Raw genomic sequence first — 23,293 nt, 5'->3', positions numbered from 1 at the left:
ATTCTCGTCCCATAACACTCTCTATTACACCTGCACCGCATCAGCCCTTAACTGCACCAGCTACTACACCTTTAACGATGTATTTTTGCAGGAAGATAAACACTACGATGGATGGAAGTACAGCCATAACCATAGCCGTCATGGCATATTGCCAATCCGATGTATATTGCCCAACGAAGGTATAGGCAGCCAAGGTGAGGGTCTTCGTATCCGGTGAGCCGTTTACCATAAGCAGTGGAAGCAGGAAGTCATTCCAGATCCACATCACATCGATGATGACGATGGTTGTTGTTACTGATTTCAACAACGGGAAGATAACGCTGAAGAACAAGCGGAAGCCTGATGCGCCGTCTATAGTTGCGCTCTCATCAATTTCCATCGGAATGCCCTTTACGAAGCCGTGGTAGATAAATACGGCTAGAGGAGCTCCGAAGCCCCAATACAAGACTCCAAGTCCCCAGGTGCTTTCGGATAAACCAATATTCTTAGAGATTTGCAGCACGGTTAACATGATCGATTGGAAAGGAATCAGCATCGGCATGATACACAGGAAATATAGAATACCACTCCATTTTGATTTCGTCCGCGCCAGTTTGTAAGCAGCTATGGAAGAAACGAAGACGATCCCGAGCAAACCGATAGTGGTGATAACCATATTGTTCATGAACAACTTCGGATAATTGATAAACTGCCATACATAAGTATAGTTGCTGAACACCAATTGCTTTGGTAGAGCGATTACATCTGTCATGACCTCGCCAAAGCTTTTGAAGGAGTTAATAATCGTCAGGAACAGCGGATATAGAAATAGTAGGGAGAGGATAACCATAACTACTTCAATGATGATACGACTTGATTTACTTTGGGTTTTCATTATGCCTCAACCTCTCTTCTCTTAAAGATGGATAATTGAATTATGGTGACCACCAGAACCGCTAGGAACAGAATAAGTGCTTTAGCTGTACCGTAACCGTAGAGGTTGTTCTGGAAGGTATCCCGGTAAATATCATAGGCAACACTGTATGTCGTACCTCCGGGTCCACCGCCAGTCAGCGACAGAATTACATCAAATACCTTAATGGAGTTAGTCAGCGCCATGAACACGGAGATGGTGATCGATGGGGCGAGCAATGGCAATGTGATACTGAAAAATTTTCTGAAGGGGCCTGCGCCATCAACGGTTGCTGCTTCCTTAAGATCTTCCGGTACCGATTGCAGACCTGCGATATATATAACCAAGTAGAACCCGATGGATTGCCAAATCGAAACGGCAAGGATGGAGATGAATGCCAGTCCAGGTGTCCCGAGCCAGCTAAGATCGAACATCCCCCAGCCTGTACTTGCACTTAGTGAGCTAAAACCTTGCATAAAGATGAATTTCCAGATAAAACCGACAATCACAAGACTAAGAATATAGGGAACAAAGAAAGCAGCTCTTAGCCACGAAGTTGTTCTCAGCTTCATATCCAGTACGATCGCCAGCAAAATGGCTAACATGTTAACGAGAATAATGTACAGCACTGCATACTTTATGGTAAACCAAGCCGAATCTGCAAAATTGGTATCGCCCATAAATATTTGCTTAAAATTATCGAAGCCAACAAACACAGGATTCTTAGATATTCCGTTCCACTTGGTCATGGAGTAACGAATCGTCATGGCAAAAGGAATGTAGAATGCTACGGCGATACAGATGAGTACCGGCAGAGTGAAAATACCGAACTCCATCTTTTCACGCCATTTTCTGCCCAGAGTTTTTAACATGGTTGCACCTCTTCTTGTATTGGGGTAGGAGTCTTGTAATGCTTGCCACTCATAGTCATTCAGGTTAGTCTATATTGAGTATTATAGAGCAGTCCACTAGACTCAAAAATGGATTTAAGAGTACAGATAGGGGTAAAAAGGTGAACTGAATCTGATGCAGGGAGGATGACTGGCATGTTTAGAAAAATGATATTTAGACCGTTACAAAACCTGTTTGAGTCCGTGTCACGAAGGCTTGTGAACAAGCTTATTTTGTTATTCACCCTGATTATTATCCTAGTCGTGACTTCCCTGACATTTATTTCATATGGGATGCTGCAGAAGGAGTCTGTGAACAATAGTATAGCTAGTACCAGTAACAATTTATTATTAGTCGGGCGTAATCTGGAGAGCTACCTGGACGGTATTGAACAATTATCTCTGCCGCAAATTTCATATGACGAAATCATCTATGCTATTTTGCACGAATCCACAGACTATGCTTCGAAAATGTATGTACAGGATTATTTGAAGAATCTTTACTTTTCGCGTAACGATCTGGAGGCTATTTATCTGTATGTCATTAAGGAAAATAAGTACTACTCTGTAACGAAGGAGAATTACAATATTGCAGTCCGGGTTGTAGAGCATCCGCCGATTGAGAATCTAACGTGGTATCAGAAAGCACTGGAAAGTCCTAATAACCGCTCTTATCAGTCATTTGTGAAAGAAGAATCGGAACAGATGACGGGTATTGATTATCCTGTGAACAAGGAAAATAGCTTTATGGGCTATCACAGATTGTTTCGCTCTATTATTTCAAGAGAGCCGCAGGCCGTATTATCCCTTTATTTCAACTCCTCCGTGAAGGACGAGATTATGAAGGATATTCCTTTTAGCAGCGGGCAGCATCTGATGTACGTCAGTCCGGACCAGCAGCCTTTTTATGTAGATGATCCAAAGTTTTTTGCGAAAAGTGAACAAGCTGGGTTGTTAAAAAAGCTAACGGAAGTCAGCGGTCGGTTCACATGGTCGGACGACGAGCAGAAGTATTTAGTGATCTATAATAGCAGTCAAAAAGAGGGTTGGAAGCTCATCAAGCCGATTCCCTACAAAGAGATCTATGAAGCAGCTAACACCACACGGAATTTGAATTATATGATCGGTTTGATCTTCCTGATTGTCTCGGTTATTCTTGTCAGCTTCACCTCCAACAAAATTACAAAACCGCTCAAAAATCTGTCGCTGCAAATGAAACGTTTCAGTACAGGGAGCTTCGATGTGACGGCCCAGGTTGAGGGAAAAGATGAAATCGCCTATTTATCACGTCATTTTAACAAAATGGTAGAGAACACTAACGAATTGATTAATGAGCGCTACAAAATGAAAATTGTAGAAAAAAACGCTGTGTTAAAGGCGCTGGAAGCGGAGATCAATCCTCATTTTCTATACAATGCGCTTCAGGCCATTTCTACCAAAGCCTTGAAGAATAACAATGATGACATTGTAGATATGGTCGATAATCTAGCGTTGACACTGAGATATTGTATAAGCGGCAAGGACGTTGTCCATGCCAGAGAAGAGTTAAAGCATATTGAACGTTATTTAGCTCTGCAAAAAGCCCGTTTTGGAGGAAGAATGCAGGTGGTTTACGAATGGGATGATCAACTGATGGAGCTGAAAATTCCAAAGCTCTCCATACAAACGTTGGTAGAGAATTGTATAAAGCATGCGCTAGAAAAGGTGTCTTCTACGATTACAATTACAATCAAAGCACGCATGACACCAAGTTTCTTTGTGATTTCTGTGGCTGATAATGGACCCGGCTTTAGCGAAGGCAAGCTGGAGCAAGTTCTGAATACGTTGCTGATGCAGTGGGAGGACCGTGAAGAATTGGATGAGGGTGAGAATGAAAGCATCGGGCTGAAAAACTTAAATGCCCGACTTAAGCTTTTATATGGGGATGAAGCAGGGTTAGTAATACAGAGTGATGAGAACGGGACAGAGATGGACATGCTGTTGCCGAGAGGAGGTATTAAGCATGTATAAAGTTTTGATCATTGATGATGAAGAACCTTTACGTGAAGCCATTACGATCCTGGGAGATTGGCAAGGACTGGGTGTGGAACAACTGTTGGAAGCTACGAACGGTAACATGGGTCTGGAGATGCTTAGGCAGCACAAAATTGATATCGCCATTGTCGACATGAAGATGCCTGAGCTGGGCGGTTCTGAACTCTTGCAGATTGTGGAACAGGATTATCCAGATCTCTTAACAATAGTAATCAGCGGGTACAATGATTTCGAATATACCCGACAGGCGATTCGTTCTAAGGTTGTAGATTATTTGTTGAAGCCGGTTAATCGTATAGACCTAAATGCTGCTCTGCAGAAAGCTGTAGATATATTGGAGGCTAAACGTAAGAAGGAAAGCGAATTTATTAACAAAAATATTACCCTTAATATGTCACTGCCGAAGCTGAAGGAAAAAATGTACTTTTCTATCATTGAGCGAAGTTTCAAGAACCAATCCAATGAGGCTTTTCTTCCACTAATCGGTGCGGATACTGCAGGTAATTATTTTGTGGCAGGTCATTTGAGAGTCCTTAATCTGGAGCAGGTTAGAAAAGAACGTTTCTACGAAGACAGCGATTTGCTTCATTTTGCAGTAACCAATGTCATTAATGAGATCAGCGACGATCAGTTGCAGGCGTTTAGTTTCCTGAGTCCTAAAGGAGAACGTGAATATATCGCCATTTTTACGATGAAGGGCGGTTATAGAGAAGATGCGGCTTACCGAACCCTCTATCATATGAAGAAAGTAGCCTCTTCCTTGAAGGAGCTATTCGGAATTACAGTAGCTGCGGGTCTGGGCCAGCCCTACGGAGATATTATGGATATAGCTAAGTCCTATGATACCGCGAAGACAGTGTTAAATAGTGTTGATCTTCTGAAGCTTAAGGGATCTATAGTAGCGAATCTTTCGGATAAAATCATATCCAAAGACAATCCCTCCCTCACTAGCCGGATGCCTGTAATTCGTATTGCATTAGAGAGCGGAAATATGAATCACGCCAAAAGTACACTAAACGAGTTCACTAAAAAGTGGAGGGATTCAGATGGCTTCAGTATCGGTGAGGCAGACCGGACTCTACAAGAATTCATTATTTTATTGAATGATGTTGCCTCAGAATTGAATGTACCTTTGGAACGTTTACAGAATGAGGGAGAAAAGGGCCTTCGAGGCTTAGGTATCCTAGGTGATTTTGCCTCCTTTGGTCAATTTGAAGAGCTGCTGAATGAGATACTGGACCGATACAGTGCTGAGATCAGCAAGGTCCTGGCTGGGGATCGCTCCAGTGTACTAGGGAATATAAAAGATTACATTGATAATCACTATTTTGAGAATATTAAAATATCGCTGTTTACGGATAAGTATTTCCTGAGCAGAGAGTACTTAATGAAGCTGTTCAAGGGGCAATATGGTTATGGCATTCACGAGTATGTTCAAAAGGTAAGAATGGACAAAGCGAAGGATTTGCTTGGGGATCCAAACCTCAAGATTCAGGATATATCCGAGATGCTGGGATATAAGGACAAGAACTATTTCAGTAAAGCCTTTCGGAATTACTACGAGTGCTCACCTACTGAATATAGAATCGCCTTGGTGGAGGGAGAAAAGTGAAACGGTTTCATGAGAATACTTTTTTACCCTTATAAGTTCACTTATGTACATTCTTATCCTTTTTCTTTTTCTTTAGAATGACATCAAGACCACAAGATGCATAGGAAAAGGGGGCAACATCATGTTTAAAAAATTATGGACAGTATCTGCAAGTCTGCTGCTCGTAGGCGGATTACTTGCTGGCTGCGGCGGTAACAATAATGCCGTAAACAATACAGCAGGCAATACTGGTGCAGGTAACGGAAATGCAAACGCTGGCTCTGCTAAAGAGGTTAAGATTAACATGTTTACGGCTTCTCCTGAATACACAGATGCTTTTAACGCTTATATTGCTGAGTACAAGAAGGTAAAACCAAATGTAACGATCAACCTTGAAATTATGCAAGCCGATTACAATACCGTTTTGAAATCCAAAATTGCCGCTGGAAGCACACCTGATGTTTTCCAAACTACGGCTGGCGGAGATATTGATACTTTTGCTGAATATAGTGCCGATCTTACAAATGAGCCACTTGCTGCTGCAATGACGGATGCTGTTCGCTCCAACATGAGCTCAAAAGACGGCAAAGTGCTTGGTCTTCCGGTAAAAGGAAATCTATTTGTACTAATGTATAATAAAAAGCTTCTTGCTGATGCAGGGATTACTGAAGTTCCAAAGACAACTGCACAATTGGATGATGCGATTACAAAGCTCGAAGCTAAAGGAATTACGCCATTCGCCAATGCTTATAAAGAGTGGTGGGTGTGGAAACACATCTTCCAACACTTTGTTGATGCAGCTGCTATAGACGCAGGCACTGACGCCAAAACACTCGTAGCTGATTTCATTGCCGGAAAAACAACATTCAAGGATCATCCGGTACTAAATGATAACTTCTTCAAGTTCGTGGATACCACAGTTAAATACGGAACTGATAAGCCGCTTGAACGCGACAGCAATGCTGAAGTGAGCGACTTTGCACTCGGCAAGGCAGCATTCATGACAGGCAAGGGCGCTTGGGACGAAGAAGCCATTAAGAAGATTACACCGGACTTCCAGCTTGGAATTATGGGCTACCCTGTCAGCGAAAAAGCGGAACAATCCATGATCATTACAGGTGCCGATCAGGCGCTGCGCATTAACAAGGATTCCGCTGTTGCTGCAGAGACTATTGAGTTCTTCAACTGGTTGTATACTTCCGAGTACGGCAAGAACTGGTTCTCTACTGTTGCTAAGGTTATTCCGCCGATCAAAGATGCTCCACTTCCTGCTCTGGACATGCCTAAGCAAATGGAAGAGATTCTTAAAACAGAAAAATCCGGTGACCTGTCCGTTAACTATTCACTGGATACCTTCCACCAGAAGTTTGGTGAATTGATGCAAGCTTATATTGGCGGCAGCAAAACTAAAGATCAAGCGATCACCGAAATTCAAAAAGCATGGATTCAATTTGGATCTGCTGCACAGTAAGCGATAGTAAAGGTCGGGGGTATCTCCACAGTAAGCTTCATTTACTGGAGGGATGCCCCTTTCTTATTTATAATAAGTAAGCAAATACATGTATTCAAGAACGGACAGGAGGCTGGATTTGTTCATGAGTAAAATCATTGAGATAGCAGAAAATGAACTTTATCTTGTACTAGAAATTACGGATGAGAAAGACGTACGTCTGCTTCATTTCGGTGCGGAACCGCTAAGTGTAGATATCTCCGAAAAAAATAAGCCAGGCTTCCGGTTAATGGAACTGCAGCTGTCGGGTGAAGATCGCGCTGAATATCACGGCCGTACACACCGGGCCTCTTATCCCGGACTTCGCATGACCTTTGATCATTATACGGATTCTACAAATGAGCTGGGGCGTAAGCTTGAAATACATCTGGTTGACGGAATAACCGGACTTCGTGCAGTCCAGTATTTTCAGTTCTATAAAGAGATTGGAATCATGCGCTGCTGGACAGTACTTAAGAATGCAGGCGATGAAGCGGTATCTGTTGAATACGTTTCTTCATTTACCCTCACAGGGGTTGATAAAGAAGGATCAAGCGACCGAAGCGATAAGATAGAGGTGTCGTTGGCACATAGCGGTTGGCAGAGTGAGATCCAATGGTGGACCTACAGTTTGCCGGAGCTGGGTATGTCGCATCTATCAGATCGCGGTTCGAAGCGGATAGCTTGCAGTAACACGGGTTCATGGTCGGCAGCTGAGCTTATCCCTATGGCGGTTCTGCACAATAAGGAAAGCGCGACAAGTCTCTTTTGGCAGATTGAACATAATGGATCATGGCACTGGGAAATGACGGATCAATACGACCAATTGAGTCTATTGATAAGCGGACCTACCGAAAGTGATAATCATTGGTGGAAGAAACTGGAGCCGGGTGAGGAATTTACTTCTGTACCGGTGGCTGTCGGCTCAGTTCAGGGCGGATTTGAAGCAGCTATCGAGCAGCTTACTGTTTATCGCAGAACCATTCGCCGTCCCAATGAGGATAACGAGCTGCTGCGGATTATTTTCAATGATTATATGAATTGTCTGTGGGGAAGTCCCACAACGGAGAAGCTGCTGCCATTAATTGATGCCGCGGCTGATGTGGGCTGCGAATATTTCTGTATTGATGCAGGCTGGTACGCACCGGGCGAATGGTGGGATGGAGTTGGGCAGTGGCTCCCTTCAGAGGAGCGGTTTCCAGAGGGTATAAAGTACGTACTGGACTATATCCGGGAAAAAGGGTTGATTCCGGGTCTCTGGCTGGAGTTGGAGGTTATGGGTATCAATAGTCCGAAGCTTACGGAAACAGATGACAGCTGGTTCTTTATGCGGCATGGAAAAAGGATTAAGGATCGAAGCCGGTATCACCTGGATTACCGAAATCCAAAGGTCATAGAACATGCCGACGGCGTAATTAAGAGATTGGTTAAAGATTACGGCGTGGGCTATATCAAAATGGATTATAACATTAATGCGGGTATCGGTACGGAGACGGATGCGGATAGCTTTGGGGATGGATTGCTTAAGCATAACCGTGCTTATCTGGCTTGGCTCGATAGTATATTTGTACGATATCCTAACCTCGTGATTGAGAACTGTTCCAGTGGCGGAATGCGTATGGACTATGCGATGCTCAGCCGCCACAGCATTCAGTCCACGAGTGATCAGGAAGATTACGTGCAGTATGCGGCAATTGCTGCAGCCTCGCCGGCTGCCCTTACACCCGAGCAGTCGGCGGTATGGTCTTACCCGCTACGTGAAGGGGATGACGAGGAGGTTATTTTCAATATGATCAATGCGCTTTTGCTACGCGTACATCAGAGCGGGCATTTGGCGGAGCTTAGTCCACGGCGCAGGGAGTTGGTAAAGGAGGCTTTGGATTATTACAAAGTGATCCGCAGCGACATTCCGCATTCGACCCCGTTCTGGCCGCTCGGTCTTCCGAATTCACAAGCGGATTGGGTAAGCTTCGGTCTCAAGCGCGGCAACCGCCGTTATCTGGCAGTGTGGCGGATTGCGGGAGATGCCAAGTCTATCACTTTGCCCCTTGAGAGTCTGAAGGGACAGGAACCGGACATTAGCTGCGCTTATCCTCAGAAGCCGGATACGGACTGGCAATGGAGCAAGGATGAAGGGGCACTGACGGTATCCCTTCCTAGCGGTAAGATTGCCCGTCTGTTTGAGATTCGTTCATAGAACGGATACTGTAAAAAAAACATATCAAAGATAAAAATACACTAGAATTGACCTCGGAAGCTGGATTGGACGGATTCAAGTGTAGAAATACATTTGAGTAGACCACGGAAGCTGAATTGGCCGGATTCAGATGTAAAAATACATTTGAATTGACCCCGGAAGCTGAATTGGGCGGATTCAAGTGTAAAAATACATTTGAATGGACCTCGGAAGCTGAATTGGCCGGATTCAGATGTAAAAATACATTTGAATTGACCCCGGAAGCTGAATTGGGCGGATTCAGGTGTAAAAATACAATTGAATTGATCTCGGAAGCTGAATTGGCCGGATTCAAGTGTAAAAATACACTTGAATAGACCCCGGAAGCTGAATTGGCCGGATTCAAGTGTAAAAATACACTTGAATAGACCCCGGAAGCTGAATTGGGCGGATTCAGGTGTAAAAATACAATTGAATTGATCTCGGAAGCTGGATAGGACGGATTCAAGTGTAAAAATACATTTGAGTAGACCCCGGAAGCTGAATTTGGCGGATTCAAGTGTAAAAATACACTTGAATAGACCCCGGAAGCTGAATTGGGCGGATTCAAGTGTAAAAATACAATTGAATTGATCTCGGAAGCTGAATTGGCCGGATTCAAGTGTAAAAATACACTTGAATAGACCCCGGAAGCTGAATTGGGCGGATTCAAGTGTAAAAATACACTTGAATAGACCCCGGAAGCTGAATTGGCCGGATTCAGATGTAAAAATACATTTGAATAGACCGCGGAAGCTGGATAGGACGGATTCAAAGGTAAAAATACATTTGAATAGACCCCGGAAGCTGAATTGGGCGGATTCAGGTGTAGAAATACATTTGAATTGCTCCCGAAAGCTGGATTGGACGGATTCAAAGGTAAAAATACATTTGAATTGACCTAGAGCGCTCAGTATGGCCACGTAAAAAAGGGAAAAGACCTTCGCAAAATACGCGAAGGTTTTTTTACATATTTTAAACTATATAAATTGAACTTTAAAATTAGAGAAAAGGGAACGGAGTGACGAAGGGGGATTTTGGAACTGGAGGAGCGAGAGCGTTCGCCTTTGTCTGCGGATTTCTACCGCGAAGAGCGGTTTGATTCAAAGAAATCTGTATACAACAGCGGCCGGAAGTCCAAACATTCACCGCAGTGCGACCAATCCTTTATTCTAGAAATCTTAAGTTCTATCTATATAAATTAAAATTTCATGACAATCGTTGTTGTTTGTCGAAATACGCCTAAATTTTGTCGAATAATTTGTCGATATATATCAAAAGTTGTAGAAAAAAATTGACAGGAAAGAAATAGCACTTTAAAATGCAAGTAAGGCGTAATCATTACTACTACATAGAGGCTTTGTAAGCTTTTGACATGAATGATTATATAAGTGTTATTTCAGGGGAGGATGTATAATGATGAAAGCAACAGGTATTGTAAGAAAAGTTGATGAATTGGGACGTATCGTTATTCCGATCGAATTACGCAGAACGATGGGGATTGACATAAAGGATCCACTCGAAATTTTTGTGGACGGGGAAAAAATTATTCTCAGAAAATACGAACCTACTTGTGTCTTTTCCGGCAGTGCAGAAAACTTGATTAATTTCAAGGGTAAAATGATCAGCAAAGATATTCTTGAAGAACTGACTGCAAGCTTTGACAGACTGTAATAATACAAATAAAGGACTGTTCCTCCGGCAGAGAGATTTGCTGAAAGGAATAGTCTTTTTTTTTTTTTTTGAAGAGATAGAGCATATCAAAAGGGGTTGGAGTTAAATCTAACTTGTGCTGTGATGCCAATCTAGACAATGAACTATGCTTTCTATATCATAGGGCATGTAAGAACGTTATTGCCTATAGAGGGAATCCCAGCATACGATTTAGGAAGGGAAGGGTATCAGATGAGTAATGAACCACAGTTAAATAAACCGGAAGCCGTAATATTTGACATGGATGGTACATTGTTTCAAACGGAGAGCTTGCTTCTGCCTGCATATCACAAAATGTTCGACATTCTCCGTGAGGAAGGATTGTATTCAGGGCCTACCCCGCCAGAGGAAAGAATTCTGGGTAGTCTAGGTATGCTCCTAGAGCAGATTTGGAAGAACGTGATGCCTGAGGCAGATGAGGCTGTACACCGCCGTGCGGATGAACTGCTTTTGCAACTCGAAATAGAGGGACTTGAAGCAGGCGGTACAATGCTGTATCCAAAGGTTGTTGAGACATTGACAGCGCTGAAGGAGCGGGGCGTGCGTCTATTCGTAGCCAGCAACGGCTTAAAGGATTATATTCACAGCATCGTTGTAGTACATAAAATGAAAGATTTGTTCGATGGGTTGTACAGTGCAGGCGGGCAAAATACAGCAACAAAGGTTGAACTGCTGGGCTTATTGCTGAATGATCATGGAATCAGCGAAGCCTGGATGGTAGGGGACCGTTCGTCTGATGTAGAGGCCGGAAAAGGCAACGGGCAGACTGTGATAGGCTGCGCATATGCAGGTTTTGGCCGACAGGATGAATTAAAGGGCTCGGATGTTATTATTTCTTCCTTCGAAGAGTTGCTGGATTTATACGACAACGCGAAGTAAGCAGCTGGATAATAAATTTATTATATAAAAGAGCCTCATTCCTTCATACGGAGTGAGGCTTTTTGACTTAATCTTCGATTTTAACGGAAGCAGGAGGGCTGATGCCCTTATTCTTATTGATCCAAAGAGCATATTCGAGGGGTCTGAGTAATGCTTTGCGATAGGTTTCACTATCCCCGGAACGGGCAAATACCTCGCGTGCCGGTTTCGGATTCACCTCAAGTACGTATATTCGTCCTTCATGATCAATCGCGAGATCTAAAGCCAACTCACAGAGTGCACCGAAGCTATCTTCAAGAAAGGCTGCCGCCTCAAGTCCAAGCTTTTCCGATGCCTTCATAGCCTTATCAGCTTTTTCCGCACTGCCTAACCAATCGCGCAGCAGTTTCTCTGCGCGAACTGCATGACCGCCCCCATGCAGATTGGAGGTTACACTACGGGCAGCCCCGATGCGGCCTGCCATTCCGGTCATTTCCCATTTACCTTGACCGTTTTTTTGTACGAGCATGCGGTAATCATGGAAACGTCCTCCAGGCAAGCGGAGGGGAATTCCTTGTTGAACGAGAAAACGTCCGCCAATACACCATTGCCGTACAATCGAGCTCAGCCGGGAAAGCGAAACCTTACGGGGAGTGATGATACGGCGGTCCTGGCGGCGACCTTGAATATCGAACATTCCCCGGGGATCCTTAAGCTTTTCAATACGCAATATACCGCGTCCACCTGTTCCGCTCGCTGGTTTAATATAGATGACAGGACTACGTTTCAGCATCCGCAGCAGATCGTCTGAGGAGTGATAGAGCAGGGTTTCCGGCAGGTGCTGCCGAAACCGGCCTTTTTGCGAAAAGGTCTGATGAATGGTCCATTTATTGCGAAGTGGACGATTTAGAAAGGTCAAATGATTATATTTTGAACGGAAGCGGAGCAACTGCTGGAACCGGGCGCTGCGCTGAATTCGGCATCGGTCGTAGATCATTTGGGGGAAATTCCGCCATTTTCGTGACCATTTCCCTGTCTGTGGATCATAGACAAGCGCATGAATAAGCTCTTTGCTGCTGTGAACATCCATGGGTGTAAACACAAAGACATCTAGTCCTATTCGCTTACCTTGGGTGATCATCCTTTGGTACACACTTTTTTCTTCCAACTGCTTGGCTTCGTTCAAATACAATGTAAGAATACCTAAGACGGGTTCCGGCATAAGAGTTCACCTTCTTGTGAAGTAATGGGTTTATCACTCTGTGCTTCGTCATTTACTGGCAGTAGGTTGTTGCAGCCAGTACTTTGCGGTGAACGGAGCAGCAGAGTAGGCTTACCGGTGGGTCCGTTTCTTAGTGACACGGCGACAAGACCCGCGTTGAAACACATTTTAAGACTGGCTGAGTTGTCGCTTGCAACGTAACATTCCAGACTTCCCAGACGCTGTAGTTGGGCAATCAGCAAGGCAGTTCCAGTATGTTTACTTCGATGGTAAGGATGAACGGCAACAAGGCATGACTCCTTGCCATATCCCGACACAAAGCTGATGCCTGACAATTGGCGGCCATGCTGCCCTCGTACGGTCGCAACGAGCAGAGATACACCGGGAACGCGCAATTGCTCTGGTGTTAGACGGGCTAGTCTTCTGCAGCTGTCGCTTGTGATTCGCCGTTCACCGTGATGCCTTACGAATTGCACCAGACTCGCCAGTTGTCTGTTCCACGGCCCGGACTCCGCATCGTAGAGGGAGGAGATTTGCATGCAACTCACTTCCTTAATTCAGTATTTCTGACGTGTTGGTGTTTCAAATATTGACTGTACTGAAAGATTCGTTCCAGTGAAAGCTTACGTATGGCAGGCTCATCGAATTTCATAGGACGGGAGTTGGCTTCGAAAAACCATAAACCCCCGTGCTCATCTACCCCGAGATCCATGGACATTTCTCCCAAGGTGTATTCGCAAGCCCTCTCAATCTGACGAGCGATTAATAGTGCAGTAGTTGGGACACTTTTCAGAATAGCAGCTGCCCGTTCATTGCCGAATGTTCCTTCCAGCATGCTGAGAGGCTCCTCAATACTGCCGCCCCGCGGTACATGGGTGGTAATACTTTGCGCTCCGGCCAGACGCGCTCCAATCCCTGTTACTGCCCAGCTCCCCCGGCCGTTCTTTTGCAGCAGTACACGTAGATCAAATGGGCGCCCCCGGTGAGTCGTCAGCTCAATCGCCTGCTGTGCGATATACAATTCCTGAGCCTTTTCCCTGCCGATCCTTGCCCACAGCCGTTCCAATGAGGCCGCTTTATAGGTCAGATTCCTTTTGCCGCCTTGGATTTGCAGACGGTAGGGGAGAAGGGCATCGCCCAGATATTTGAGCCTCATTATGCCTTTTCCAGCCTTGCCATTCTCGGGTTTCAGATAAAGGCTGTTATGATTCTTCAGCATGGCGGCGAGAGTTCGGGAACTTTTCAGTCGTTTCGTTTGCGGCACATGCCTAGAGGTTGCGCGCGAGCCCTTGAGCCATTCGAATAAGTTCCATTTGTTAAAAAAGTACGGATTGTACAGCACAATGTCCGGATGCTCCAGACATTGTGCAATTTTTCGTGCGACCGCGGGCTTTTCTTCCAGTGAGCGGGTAGGAATCCGGTTATAAATAATTTGCGGTAAGGGGACGGGTATACTGGACCACTGCTTACCGCCAGGGGTTGGAACGTAGCCTATCACCACCCGCGATTCCAGTTTCAGATTGCGGACGGTAACTACGTAGACTAGAAACCCCAGATCCCTGCCGGTCTTGATAATATCCCGGAAGTTATTGCGGTTTCCACAAAACTTCTGTTCTTTGTCACTTGTCGTTAGAATGGCTATGACTGGTTTGTTCACGTCAGGGGTACGGATGTTCACGTCTCATCCCTCCTCCGGAATTTGCTGAGATAGAGGCAATGTTCGAGAATGTGCTCGACAGAAGCCTTGCCCTCTGCACGTAGCGAAGGGTGACGGAAGATGGATCTTCCCGGTTTCGCATTGGCTTCGAACATCCAAATATCTTCATCCTGATCGATACCGAGATCGAAGCCGATCTCACCGAGTAAATGTCTGTGCTGAATCTCCAGAGATTCTGCTAGTTTGACGGCTGTTCCTTTGGCGCGAAGCAGGACTTCGTCGGCTTTGGTACCGAATACACGTCCCAACGCTTGTTGTGGTGTCAGCAGCGAACCGCCGTTTTTAAGGTGAGTCGTCACGCTGCCGCGCCCGGCTTGCTTGGCACCTATTCCAACTACAACCCATTGATTGTTGCCGTTCTTATGCATATGGAAGCGGAAATCGATGGGGCAGCTGTCTATTTCAATCAAACGAATACCTTGCTGCACGATATAATTGTTCAAGGTCCGACCATGACGGGACCGCAGCATTCGCATTAGGCTGTCAAAACTGGCAAAGCGAAGCAGAACATTTTTACCGCTCCGGCGATAACGGGCAAAATAGCCCCTTTTCGGCAAATAGGTAAGCCGATAAATACCGTGTCCCAGACTTCCTGCTGAAGGTTTGTAATATACGAAATGATGCCGATCCAGCATATCTCTCATTTGATCCGGTGTAGGATTATTGTGCGTTTCAGGTACATATCGGTTCGCACTGCTATCGTTCTCCAGCAGCCGATAGATATCCGATTTATTAAAGAAGCTCCAGTTGAAAAAAGGGATCTTCTTGCGTGCTAACCGCTCACGCAGCTGACTTATATAAGGTGAAGTCTCCGCACGACGGCTGGGCAGTCGGTTATAGACAACATCTGGCAAAGGGATCATTTTGCGTTCGAATTTCCCGCCTTCAGTCAGAAAGTATCCGTATACCTGCTCTTGCTGCCAGTTAATGTCGCGCGGCATAAACGCGAAAATATAGCATTTATTGCTGCCTTCACGCAGGAGCTGCTTAATAAAGCCAGTGCGGGAACCGAAGGGCTGGGTGGAGGAACCAGGTCCATCTGACAGTACACCTACCAGCGGCCCGAGTTGTACTTCATCATTTTGCAGATTTCGTAAATAGATCCCCCCTGTTTTGGGTACTTTTATAGCTGTTTTCACACCTGAGGCAAGGAACATATGCTTTCCTGCACGTTTGATCGGCTTAATCAGCGCTGGAATGGTATCCCTCCCAAGCCGCAGCCTAATATTTTTCTTCCCGGTCAGCTTCAAGCTTTTCATTAGCGCACCCGAAACATACACCACTCTTTGGGGCTGCTTAGTGAAATGCAAATTGCAAAAAGTGAGACTCATTTATGAATCCTCCTTAGGAACCATTGATATCATTCTCCCGGGTGCACTGGAGTTGCCTCCAGACAATGTTGGAACACGCCGGTTGGTTAGTAGTAGATGGCGTGCATATCGTAACGGATTCTCAAGCGCGAGTCGTTCTGCCTTGTGATCGCCAGTGCGTTGGAAGACTGTGCGTCCAGGCTTGGAATTAGCCTCCAGCAGAGTAATTCTGCCGCCGCTGTCAATACCGAAATCAAGACCTAACTCCCCTAGCCTGCCGCAAGCGGCTTCTAAAAGGGGAGGCAAAATAGCGGCTTCTTCAGTAAGCTGTTCCTTAATATATTGGCCTACCGGACCGTATTCCTCCTGTAGAAAGGGTAGTACAGGTATTGCTGTTCCACCGCCATGTAGGTTAGAGGTAAGTGAACCGCGGTTACCCAGGCGAATGGCCATTCCGGTGAGTTCCCACAGGCCCCGGCCGTTTTTCTGAATCAGGACGCGAACATCAAACGGCTGTCCGATGCGATTTGTCAGTTGAAGGTAAGGTTGCATGATATAGCGGCGAGAGCCGATGAACCTGTGAATCCATTCGAAGCCGTCCTCTTGATTCAGGAAGTTGTGGTAAAACACAGCATTTTCTCCGTCCCGCCCGCGTACGCTTAATCCACCTTTTTTTTGTTTCAGGGCATGTAAGGTGCGCTTGCCATGTGTTCCCGCCGAAGGCTTCAAGAATACGCCGTATTCTCTCTCTGCTAGCATGTTGCTGAGTCGGAAGCTACTAGTATAGAGCAGGGTTTCAGGCAGTAACACCGCAGCTCTGTGGCTTCGTTTCAGTATTTCATATACCCCCCATTTATCGGGAAGTCCACGTGACCAGGATAGAGCTTGGGGGAGAGCGGCTAATGCAGCTGCGGCTTCTTTTCTTTCTTTTTGACTTCTGTAAAAGCATCGATTATAAACAATATCCGGGAGGGCGGTTTCTAACGATATCCACTCCCCGTTTCTCCAGTTCATTCCGGTTACCGTTTTACTGTCTGTATTTATTTCATCCGGGGAAAAAACAATAACCTTTAAATCATAAAGTAGGGCCACACGGCATAAATGGCTGTAAAAGCTTGACTCTGCAAAGGGGGGAGACCCACTTCTTCGGCACGTCATGATGCCAAGCAATCCCAGTGCGGCTTCAGTCATGATGTCCTCCTTATAGACCGGCCAGATAACGGCAATACAGGACCATTTGCTTGACGGACGGCCTTATTTTTTGATCATTCAGCGGAGTATTATCGTTCTTGGATGGCTTGGAGTTCACTTCGAGCAGCCAAATTCGCCCAGATTGGTCGAGCGCGAGATCAATGCCCAGTTCACCGAAATGGGCGGGAATATAGGTTTCGATACCGCGAGCGATGGCGAGAGCCGCCCGTGGAAGTCCCAGATGTACGCTTTGTTTCGCGGCAGGCGGAAGATTACTCTTACTGACTGCTTCACGGACTGTACTAAGACTGCCGCCCCGAGCCAGATTCGAGACGAAATGGTTATTTCCGGCAGTGCGGGCGACTATGGAGGTTACGCCCCATTTGCCGGTGTTATTTTTTTGTACAAGTGCCCGAAAGTCCACCGGTCGTTTCCCCAGTTCCATTAGGGGCAGGCCCTGTTGAATCTGATAGCGTGTGCTTTTCATCTTCGTAGCAAGGGACTGGAACAGCTTCGTCAGGTTAGGGTAGCTCTGCTTCCTCGTGCCGAGAGGTGTGGTGGAGAGCAGTCGAAAGCCGCCTCCTTCCTCACGGGAGATTCGCAAGATCCCCTTGCCAAGACTGCCCCGAATCGGCTTCAGGAACACCACTGGATGTTGACTGCACATCCTTTTTAATACAGCATATCCACTAAGTTGATGAGATTCGGGTAAATACCGTTGAAGTGTGGCATCTTGCCTCAGGGCATCGAATACCTCCGTTTTATCCAGAAATTTCTCATTGAAGAAATGAGTACCAAACCGCGATTTTACATCAGCCAAAAAATGCTGTACGCTAGGTTTATTCTCAACTTTTCGCGAAGTTAGCCGATTATTGATCACATCGGCAATCGGAAGGTTGAGCTTCCGCCAGCCTTCATCGTATACCCAGCCCTGGATAGAAGAGCTGCGGGATTCCATCGCTTCTGGGGTGAAGAAATATACATATGCGCCCTGTGTGCGGCAGGCATGGGTCAGTTCCCGGCAGAACATAGTAATTGGCCCAAATACCCTGTCGGGTGTATCCGAATGGTCACGGCTGACGAGAACTCCAATCAGCGGACCTAGCCGTAATGTACGGCTTCCGGAGCTGTAAGAGACGTTCAGCGTATGACGTGCTCTCCATCCCATGCGCCGTGCCAACCCTTCGCTGACACGAAGGCTGTCAGATTTGGGGGCCGAGATGACAGTAACCTCCTGCCGGAAAGAACCGAAGGCTAGCTGGATCGGTACGTGTGCCGGAATTTTGAGTCTTTTCATGGTCCGGTCTCCAAGCATTACTACATTTTCCTGCAGGATGCCCGATTGAACCGCTTGAACCGGGATCTTAAGCTTAGACATCGTGGATCTCCTTCCGGTAGGCAGCATGATGCCGGCAATTTGATAACCTTAAGGGTTACATATCATTTATCATATGGAGACATCTGACCCTTGGTGATTGACCCAGTTTCTAAAAGGGCGCTGTTATGCCTGAAATTTACTCAATGAAAAAGCTATGTTCACCAAACGTTAAGACTTGATTGATTACTTTATCTATCTACTTTTAGGAGGAATAAGCATGAATGTTTATGACAAAGCACATGAATTAGCCAAGGCCATCAAAGGCAGCAGTGAAGTTGCAGATATAACCAGTGCGATGAAGCTGGTAGAATCCGATCCGGAGAGCAAGCGTATGCTGGAAAACTTCCGTAATAGTCAAATGGAGATGCAGCAGCGGATGATGAGTGGAGAAATGCCTCCGCAAGAGGAAATGGAAAAGATGGAGAAGCTGTTCGAGGTGCTGAATCTGAATCTTGGCATTCGCCGTCTGTTCGAAGCCGAACGCCGTCTCAGTGTTGTTATTGAGGATGTGAACAAAATTATTTCCGAAAGTCTACAGCACTTGTATGGTGCTGAGGGTTAATAGTTAAGTGACCTGCTGCTGGAACAGGCAGCCACGGATCACAAACCAAAACAAGCCAGTCTCCAAATAACCGGGAAACTGGCTTGTTTTATCCTATTTTACAGCTTCGAAGTGCAAAGCTGTCACAAAAATGGGTCCCGCTGCAAGCAGCGGAGAGGACGGAACGATTGTGGAAAAGCGGAGCGTTCGCCTTTGTGTCCGGATTTTCACCGCTAAGGGGAATGAAAAAAATCTGGACACAACAGCGATTGTAACAACGTTCCGTTCGCGGAGCGTCCACTCAGAAAGCACCCTCTGTTTCAGAGTATTTTCAAAGAGTCGCCATGTACAAACCCTCTTATGAATCCTGCTTCCCCTCAACCGCGCACAGCAGTATGCCTGCGGCAAGTCCCAAACGGCGGTCAAAATGCAGCTTCGGATCATTGGAGAAATCAACGTTGATTTTGGTTACAAACGGATTGAAATTTTGCTTAAAAGTAGTTATTGTTTGTCCATCCAACTCAACATTGTAGCTTTGCGGAATCAGGTTGATAACACGCCGAAGTAGTGCCTTAAAGGTGCTATCTTCCTTGATAGTTCCAATCTCAGAATCATGTCTATCTAGAATAACCCATTCATCCTTAAGTATGGATTTGAGACCTTTACGGCGAAGGGCACCCACATGCTCACCTGTGATTGAATCATCAACATCATATGTAGCGGAAAAGTCGATTGCACTGCGGGCCTTAATTCGCACAAGCTCCTTATCCATATTCTCATCGGTGTATAAAGAAATATCCTCTTTTAATTTGAATGCTTTCATTTGAGAGTAAAGGACTAGATTTTCAGAACTATCATAAATATGAAGCTTTGCACCCAGGATGGAAAACACCTTTTTTCGGATAATATAGTGGGTATGATTAAATGCTTGAGTCACCTTGAAATCGCCTCCCTAGAATGATGTCATCATCTCACAAAAAAATTCTATTTACCATATAAAGCTTATACCATGAAGACATTGTATATTCCGAATTCCTAGCGCACTTTACGAAGACTTGTCTCATAATTTCAAAGGTGCAGTCATAGAGTAGATATATAGATTCTGCTTTATAAAGGAGCTGTCCATTTAATGAAAAAAAGAAACAAGTTCAAGCATTTCGTCTATCTTCTACTGGCGCTCGCGATGCTGCTCTACGCGCTGCCTAAGCTGTCCCTCGGAGTGGAGTCAGGTTTTGTATTCGGCTTCGGCATCGCTTGGTGTTCTTTTGCTTTTCTGGTCATAGCGGCACATTTGCATTTTATACTCGGTGTGGATGAGGAGAAAACCAAGCGATTGGAAGCCGTACGTAAGGCCAAGTTGGATCGCTGGCAAGGTAAGTGGAAGGAAGAGGGAAGCGTGACACAGCGGTCCTAAATTCTCTACCTCTCTGTTCATCGAACGATTGCGAATACCCTCAAAAGCAGTTAAGATAAGTACAGTATAGTACAGATGGGGGTATGGGGGTGTTACAGATGGAAGGGCAAGTGGATGCAATTACAAAACACGAGCAATTGCTGCAGCATATAGAAAGTTTAAAGGTAGGGACGAAGATTTCAGTCCGTAAGCTGGCCAAGGAAATGTCTGTAAGTGAAGGGACCGCCTACAGAGCAGTTAAGGAAGCAGAAAATCTGGGAATTGTCATTACAAAAGAGCGGATCGGTACCGTTCGAGTGGAGAAGAAGCCGCGGAACATTTCCGAACAGCTTACCTTTGGGGATGTCGTGGACATCGTTGAAGGGCATGTGCTGGGAGGCGTAAACGGTCTGAGCAAGCATCTCCATAAATATGTAATTGGAGCCATGAAGGTCGATGCGATGATCCGTTATATTGATGCAGACAGCCTGCTGATCGTAGGTAACCGTGATGATGTGCACTCGCTTGCGCTGGAGCAGGGAGCGGGTGTGCTTGTTACAGGCGGATTTGGGACAAGCCGTGAGGTAAAGGCGCTGGCAGATCAGTTGGATCTACCTGTGATCTCATCGCGCCATGATACTTTTACAGTGGCTTCGATGATTAATCGTGCCATTTTTGATCGGCTGATTAAGAAGAAAATAATGCTTGTTGAGGATATCGTGGAGAACAAACCGCGCTTGAATACGTTGAAAATCTCAAGTACCGTGCAAGAGCTTCGCCAGCTATCCCTGGATAGCGGGGATATGAGATTTCCCGTAACCGATGAATGGAATCGTGTAATCGGCATCGTGGGCCGTCGTGATGTAGAGTCCATGCTAGAGGAGCAGAGCATAGAAAAAGCCATGATCCGTAATCCTATTACTGCTGGGCTGCAGACCTCATTAGCTTCGGCAGCTCAGATTATGATGTGGGAAAGTATAGACTTTTTACCTATCGTTGACCGCAATCGTAAACTGGTTGGCTCTTTAACCCGTAAGGAAGTACTTCAAAGCCTGCGTGATGTACGCAACCAGCCTCAACTGGGCGAGACCTTTGACCACCTCATGTGGAACGGTTTTGCGGAGGAGCGGGACGATGAAGGAAGGCTGTTTTTTCATGGGTTCATTACACCGCAAATGGCTACCGATCTTGGAACGATCTCGGAGGGTGTGCTGTCCACGTTAATGACGCTCTCGGCGTTCAAAGCGGCAAAGGATCTTACAGGCAACGATTATGTACTGGATAATATGTCTACGTATTTCGTGCGTCCTGTGCAAATCGAGGAACCGGTTATTGTAATGCCAAGGCTCCTGGAGAGCAGCCGCCGTACTTGCAAGCTGGAGATTGAGATCACCTATATGGATACCTTGGTGGCCAAGTCCGTTATGATGCTGCAATCGATAGATCATCAATAATCGAATTTAATAAAATAGACTATTCTCGTTTTATGTTGAGGATAGTCTATTTTTAGCTTTATTTGACGGAAGAACCAGATTTCATTCGACTGTAGTAGCCATTGCTGCGCAGTCCCGAGAAAATATTGAATAGGCCTATAAGGATAAAAAGCGCTTCCACCACAATGGCAAGGGTAGAGCCGTGAAAAAGAAACATAGCCATAAGCGCAAGGTCGACCAGCATAGCACCCATCAGTACATTCATAATCGAACGCTTCTGCCCTTTAACAAGGGGATCAGTGGCTCGGCGGGAGGCAATGCTGAAGATGGCAGCATTGATGGCAAATATCGCCAGCAGGATAAACAAAAGATACTTAATAATCATGATCATGGAGGGGCCGCTCCTTATAAGATATGATGTCTATGAATAAAACCAACCTATTCATATTGTAACACGATTGCTCTCAACTGCGGCGGTAGGGATTAATTTCTACCCATATTTGCAGAACGCCCTCCATAACGAGCATGGTGCGAATCGTTACGGCATATTCCTTATCCCTCACAATGTATAGTTTACCATCCAGCAAAAGGCGGGCCATTTTACTATCGGTATCGATATCGAATACGCTGCGTCCGCGCATCGGTTCTAGGTCGGAACTCATTTCTCTGATAATTTCATTAATTGTTACGGGATCAAGGGTGGCAGTTCCTTCTTTCACTTTACCTGTTTCAGAACGGATCTTGATCTGCCGAATCACAGTGGAGGTATTATTGTATTTTTTGAGTGTCAAAATATCCTTCTCGTACTCCTCTATCTGTACGCGCAAATCCTGATTGTTCAGCCATAGCACGTTATATCCCATGTGGTAAATGGCATTGTAGACTATGGTTCCCACGACCATTCCGAGCACGAATACCGCCGAAATTTGAGAGAAGCGGCGAAAGCGTTGAAAGGGTGGCATCCTCATGATCTTACCCCCTGCCGCATACCCATTTGACGAGCTCACTACCCATGTGTGCTCCTAAAAAGGCGAATACGAGATACATAATTTGCTTGATTGCGGGGGAAAGATTTCCGCCCAGCATATTGCTCTCGATGACTCGCATAGGATCAATGGTCCCGCCGACGGCGGCGGCCAATGCCCAAATTTTGATTCGGTCAGCCACGTCGAGCATGGTTTGGGTAGGCGGCTGTAAAGAGACTACAGCACCGACTCCGCCGAGCATGGCTCCACCGAGAACGATACCGAAGGCGATGAAGAAATCGAGAACGGCTTTGCTCAAAAATAGATTCATAAAGTCATTGCTCCTTTCCGGACGCGGCTGAAGCTAGTAAGTCTGCCTGTCCCTGTGCTCTCTCTCCATTCTATGGGCGCTTCCCCCCCTAATATGATAAAATAGTTTCATCTATGCTTGAAGTTTTGAA

Annotated in this window: 22 protein-coding genes; 9 read left to right on the top strand and 13 right to left on the bottom strand. The window is 45.7% G+C overall.

Going from position 1 to position 23,293, the window contains the following annotated elements; translation table 11 throughout:
* Window positions 1-40: 40 nt before the first annotated feature.
* Together J2T20_RS00805 and J2T20_RS00800 are read right to left on the bottom strand one after the other, a co-directional pair.
* Window positions 41-874, bottom strand: a complete 834-nt coding sequence (locus J2T20_RS00805) for a carbohydrate ABC transporter permease (protein WP_307584633.1) — start codon at window positions 872-874, stop codon at window positions 41-43.
* Entirely contained in the window at window positions 874-1,764 is an 891-nt protein-coding gene (locus J2T20_RS00800) for a carbohydrate ABC transporter permease (RefSeq protein ID WP_307584631.1), read from the bottom strand. Before J2T20_RS00800 ends, J2T20_RS00805 begins: the two co-directional genes overlap by 1 nt.
* 174 nt (window positions 1,765-1,938) lie before the next feature.
* Between J2T20_RS00800 and J2T20_RS00795 the strand changes: the two genes are divergently transcribed.
* The 4 genes from J2T20_RS00795 to J2T20_RS00780 all read left to right on the top strand — a co-directional run bounded on the left by J2T20_RS00795 (window position 1,939) and on the right by J2T20_RS00780 (window position 9,093).
* Window positions 1,939-3,792: a sensor histidine kinase gene (locus J2T20_RS00795; protein WP_307584629.1), complete on the top strand. Its 1,854-nt coding sequence runs from the start codon at window positions 1,939-1,941 to the stop codon at window positions 3,790-3,792.
* Window positions 3,785-5,428 carry a response regulator gene (locus tag J2T20_RS00790; protein WP_307584627.1) on the top strand — a complete coding sequence of 548 codons (1,644 nt, stop codon included), beginning with the start codon at window positions 3,785-3,787 and terminating at the stop codon, window positions 5,426-5,428. The genes J2T20_RS00795 and J2T20_RS00790 overlap by 8 nt, the downstream gene beginning before the upstream one ends.
* Window positions 5,429-5,549: 121 nt before the next feature.
* On the top strand, window positions 5,550-6,878 hold the full coding sequence (locus tag J2T20_RS00785) for an extracellular solute-binding protein (protein ID WP_307584626.1): 1,329 nt from the start codon (window positions 5,550-5,552) through the stop codon (window positions 6,876-6,878).
* Between the two features lie 124 nt (window positions 6,879-7,002).
* Window positions 7,003-9,093 (top strand): alpha-galactosidase, encoded by a 2,091-nt coding sequence (locus tag J2T20_RS00780; protein ID WP_307584625.1) that lies wholly within the window; start codon window positions 7,003-7,005, stop codon window positions 9,091-9,093.
* Window positions 9,094-9,134: 41 nt separating this feature from the next.
* Here the strand turns inward: J2T20_RS00780 and J2T20_RS00775 are convergent, their stop codons facing one another.
* The gene (locus tag J2T20_RS00775; protein ID WP_307584623.1) at window positions 9,135-10,034 is read right to left on the bottom strand and encodes a hypothetical protein; all 900 of its coding nucleotides are present in this window, start codon (window positions 10,032-10,034) and stop codon (window positions 9,135-9,137) included.
* Between the two features lie 493 nt (window positions 10,035-10,527).
* On the opposite strand from J2T20_RS00775, the gene J2T20_RS00770 reads away from it, so the two are divergent.
* Both J2T20_RS00770 and J2T20_RS00765 read left to right on the top strand, forming a co-directional pair.
* Complete coding sequence (locus J2T20_RS00770) at window positions 10,528-10,785, top strand: AbrB/MazE/SpoVT family DNA-binding domain-containing protein (protein WP_036653928.1); 258 nt, start codon at window positions 10,528-10,530, stop codon at window positions 10,783-10,785.
* 231 nt (window positions 10,786-11,016) lie between these two features.
* Complete coding sequence (locus J2T20_RS00765; RefSeq protein WP_307584620.1) at window positions 11,017-11,703, top strand: HAD family hydrolase; 687 nt, start codon at window positions 11,017-11,019, stop codon at window positions 11,701-11,703.
* Between the two features lie 67 nt (window positions 11,704-11,770).
* Here J2T20_RS00765 and J2T20_RS00760 read toward each other — a convergent pair whose 3' ends face one another.
* Genes J2T20_RS00760 through J2T20_RS00735 form a run of 6 tightly spaced genes read right to left on the bottom strand, consistent with a single transcriptional unit; the run spans window position 11,771 to window position 18,500 of the window.
* Window positions 11,771-12,904 carry a YheC/YheD family endospore coat-associated protein gene (locus tag J2T20_RS00760; RefSeq protein WP_307584619.1) on the bottom strand — a complete coding sequence of 378 codons (1,134 nt, stop codon included), beginning with the start codon at window positions 12,902-12,904 and terminating at the stop codon, window positions 11,771-11,773.
* Window positions 12,886-13,443: an N-acetyltransferase gene (locus J2T20_RS00755; RefSeq protein ID WP_307584617.1), complete on the bottom strand. Its 558-nt coding sequence runs from the start codon at window positions 13,441-13,443 to the stop codon at window positions 12,886-12,888. The genes J2T20_RS00760 and J2T20_RS00755 overlap by 19 nt, the downstream gene beginning before the upstream one ends.
* Window positions 13,444-13,448: 5 nt before the next feature.
* A complete protein-coding gene (locus J2T20_RS00750; RefSeq protein WP_307584615.1) occupies window positions 13,449-14,582 on the bottom strand; it encodes a YheC/YheD family endospore coat-associated protein in 1,134 nt (377 codons plus the stop codon).
* The gene (locus J2T20_RS00745) at window positions 14,579-15,952 is read right to left on the bottom strand and encodes a YheC/YheD family endospore coat-associated protein (RefSeq protein ID WP_307584613.1); all 1,374 of its coding nucleotides are present in this window, start codon (window positions 15,950-15,952) and stop codon (window positions 14,579-14,581) included. Before J2T20_RS00745 ends, J2T20_RS00750 begins: the two co-directional genes overlap by 4 nt.
* Complete coding sequence (locus tag J2T20_RS00740) at window positions 15,953-17,122, bottom strand: YheC/YheD family endospore coat-associated protein (RefSeq protein ID WP_307584611.1); 1,170 nt, start codon at window positions 17,120-17,122, stop codon at window positions 15,953-15,955.
* A 10-nt stretch (window positions 17,123-17,132) separates the two neighbouring features.
* Window positions 17,133-18,500, bottom strand: coding sequence for a YheC/YheD family endospore coat-associated protein (locus J2T20_RS00735; protein ID WP_307584609.1), 1,368 nt, complete (start codon window positions 18,498-18,500; stop codon window positions 17,133-17,135).
* A 217-nt stretch (window positions 18,501-18,717) separates the two neighbouring features.
* Here J2T20_RS00735 and J2T20_RS00730 point away from each other — a divergent pair, with 217 nt between their 5' ends.
* A complete protein-coding gene (locus J2T20_RS00730; protein ID WP_307584607.1) occupies window positions 18,718-19,062 on the top strand; it encodes a YlbF family regulator in 345 nt (114 codons plus the stop codon).
* A gap of 337 nt (window positions 19,063-19,399) precedes the next feature.
* Here the strand turns inward: J2T20_RS00730 and J2T20_RS00725 are convergent, their stop codons facing one another.
* Entirely contained in the window at window positions 19,400-19,978 is a 579-nt protein-coding gene (locus tag J2T20_RS00725) for a hypothetical protein (RefSeq protein WP_307584605.1), read from the bottom strand.
* Between the two features lie 192 nt (window positions 19,979-20,170).
* On the opposite strand from J2T20_RS00725, the gene J2T20_RS00720 reads away from it, so the two are divergent.
* Window positions 20,171-20,455, top strand: coding sequence for a hypothetical protein (locus J2T20_RS00720; RefSeq protein WP_307584603.1), 285 nt, complete (start codon window positions 20,171-20,173; stop codon window positions 20,453-20,455).
* A gap of 98 nt (window positions 20,456-20,553) precedes the next feature.
* Complete coding sequence (locus tag J2T20_RS00715; RefSeq protein ID WP_307584602.1) at window positions 20,554-21,888, top strand: DRTGG domain-containing protein; 1,335 nt, start codon at window positions 20,554-20,556, stop codon at window positions 21,886-21,888.
* 58 nt (window positions 21,889-21,946) lie between these two features.
* On the opposite strand, the gene J2T20_RS00710 is transcribed toward J2T20_RS00715, so the two are convergent.
* From J2T20_RS00710 to J2T20_RS00700, 3 genes are all read right to left on the bottom strand, one after another.
* Complete coding sequence (locus tag J2T20_RS00710; RefSeq protein WP_307584600.1) at window positions 21,947-22,258, bottom strand: YtpI family protein; 312 nt, start codon at window positions 22,256-22,258, stop codon at window positions 21,947-21,949.
* A 73-nt stretch (window positions 22,259-22,331) separates the two neighbouring features.
* Window positions 22,332-22,835: a hypothetical protein gene (locus J2T20_RS00705; RefSeq protein ID WP_307584599.1), complete on the bottom strand. Its 504-nt coding sequence runs from the start codon at window positions 22,833-22,835 to the stop codon at window positions 22,332-22,334.
* Window positions 22,836-22,839: 4 nt separating this feature from the next.
* Window positions 22,840-23,163, bottom strand: a complete 324-nt coding sequence (locus J2T20_RS00700; protein ID WP_307584597.1) for a YtrH family sporulation protein — start codon at window positions 23,161-23,163, stop codon at window positions 22,840-22,842.
* Window positions 23,164-23,293: the final 130 nt, after the last annotated feature.

It is taken from the genome of Paenibacillus wynnii, assembly GCF_030812855.1.
Lineage (GTDB): Bacteria > Bacillota > Bacilli > Paenibacillales > Paenibacillaceae > Paenibacillus_AQ > Paenibacillus_AQ wynnii_A.
Note: the sequence above shows the minus strand (reverse complement) of the source record. Positions and strands in the feature narration are given on the sequence as shown.

Coding starts and splice junctions, on each gene's coding strand:
- J2T20_RS00805 (WP_307584633.1), bottom strand. CDS start 874: ATGAAAACCCAAAGTAAATCAAGTCGTATCATCATTGAAGTAGTTATG.
- J2T20_RS00800 (WP_307584631.1), bottom strand. CDS start 1,764: ATGTTAAAAACTCTGGGCAGAAAATGGCGTGAAAAGATGGAGTTCGGT.
- J2T20_RS00795 (WP_307584629.1), top strand. CDS start 1,939: ATGTTTAGAAAAATGATATTTAGACCGTTACAAAACCTGTTTGAGTCC.
- J2T20_RS00790 (WP_307584627.1), top strand. CDS start 3,785: ATGTATAAAGTTTTGATCATTGATGATGAAGAACCTTTACGTGAAGCC.
- J2T20_RS00785 (WP_307584626.1), top strand. CDS start 5,550: ATGTTTAAAAAATTATGGACAGTATCTGCAAGTCTGCTGCTCGTAGGC.
- J2T20_RS00780 (WP_307584625.1), top strand. CDS start 7,003: ATGAGTAAAATCATTGAGATAGCAGAAAATGAACTTTATCTTGTACTA.
- J2T20_RS00770 (WP_036653928.1), top strand. CDS start 10,528: ATGATGAAAGCAACAGGTATTGTAAGAAAAGTTGATGAATTGGGACGT.
- J2T20_RS00765 (WP_307584620.1), top strand. CDS start 11,017: ATGAGTAATGAACCACAGTTAAATAAACCGGAAGCCGTAATATTTGAC.
- J2T20_RS00760 (WP_307584619.1), bottom strand. CDS start 12,904: ATGCCGGAACCCGTCTTAGGTATTCTTACATTGTATTTGAACGAAGCC.
- J2T20_RS00755 (WP_307584617.1), bottom strand. CDS start 13,443: ATGCAAATCTCCTCCCTCTACGATGCGGAGTCCGGGCCGTGGAACAGA.
- J2T20_RS00745 (WP_307584613.1), bottom strand. CDS start 15,952: ATGAGTCTCACTTTTTGCAATTTGCATTTCACTAAGCAGCCCCAAAGA.
- J2T20_RS00740 (WP_307584611.1), bottom strand. CDS start 17,122: ATGACTGAAGCCGCACTGGGATTGCTTGGCATCATGACGTGCCGAAGA.
- J2T20_RS00735 (WP_307584609.1), bottom strand. CDS start 18,500: ATGTCTAAGCTTAAGATCCCGGTTCAAGCGGTTCAATCGGGCATCCTG.
- J2T20_RS00730 (WP_307584607.1), top strand. CDS start 18,718: ATGAATGTTTATGACAAAGCACATGAATTAGCCAAGGCCATCAAAGGC.
- J2T20_RS00720 (WP_307584603.1), top strand. CDS start 20,171: ATGAAAAAAAGAAACAAGTTCAAGCATTTCGTCTATCTTCTACTGGCG.
- J2T20_RS00715 (WP_307584602.1), top strand. CDS start 20,554: ATGGAAGGGCAAGTGGATGCAATTACAAAACACGAGCAATTGCTGCAG.
- J2T20_RS00710 (WP_307584600.1), bottom strand. CDS start 22,258: ATGATCATGATTATTAAGTATCTTTTGTTTATCCTGCTGGCGATATTT.
- J2T20_RS00705 (WP_307584599.1), bottom strand. CDS start 22,835: ATGAGGATGCCACCCTTTCAACGCTTTCGCCGCTTCTCTCAAATTTCG.
- J2T20_RS00700 (WP_307584597.1), bottom strand. CDS start 23,163: ATGAATCTATTTTTGAGCAAAGCCGTTCTCGATTTCTTCATCGCCTTC.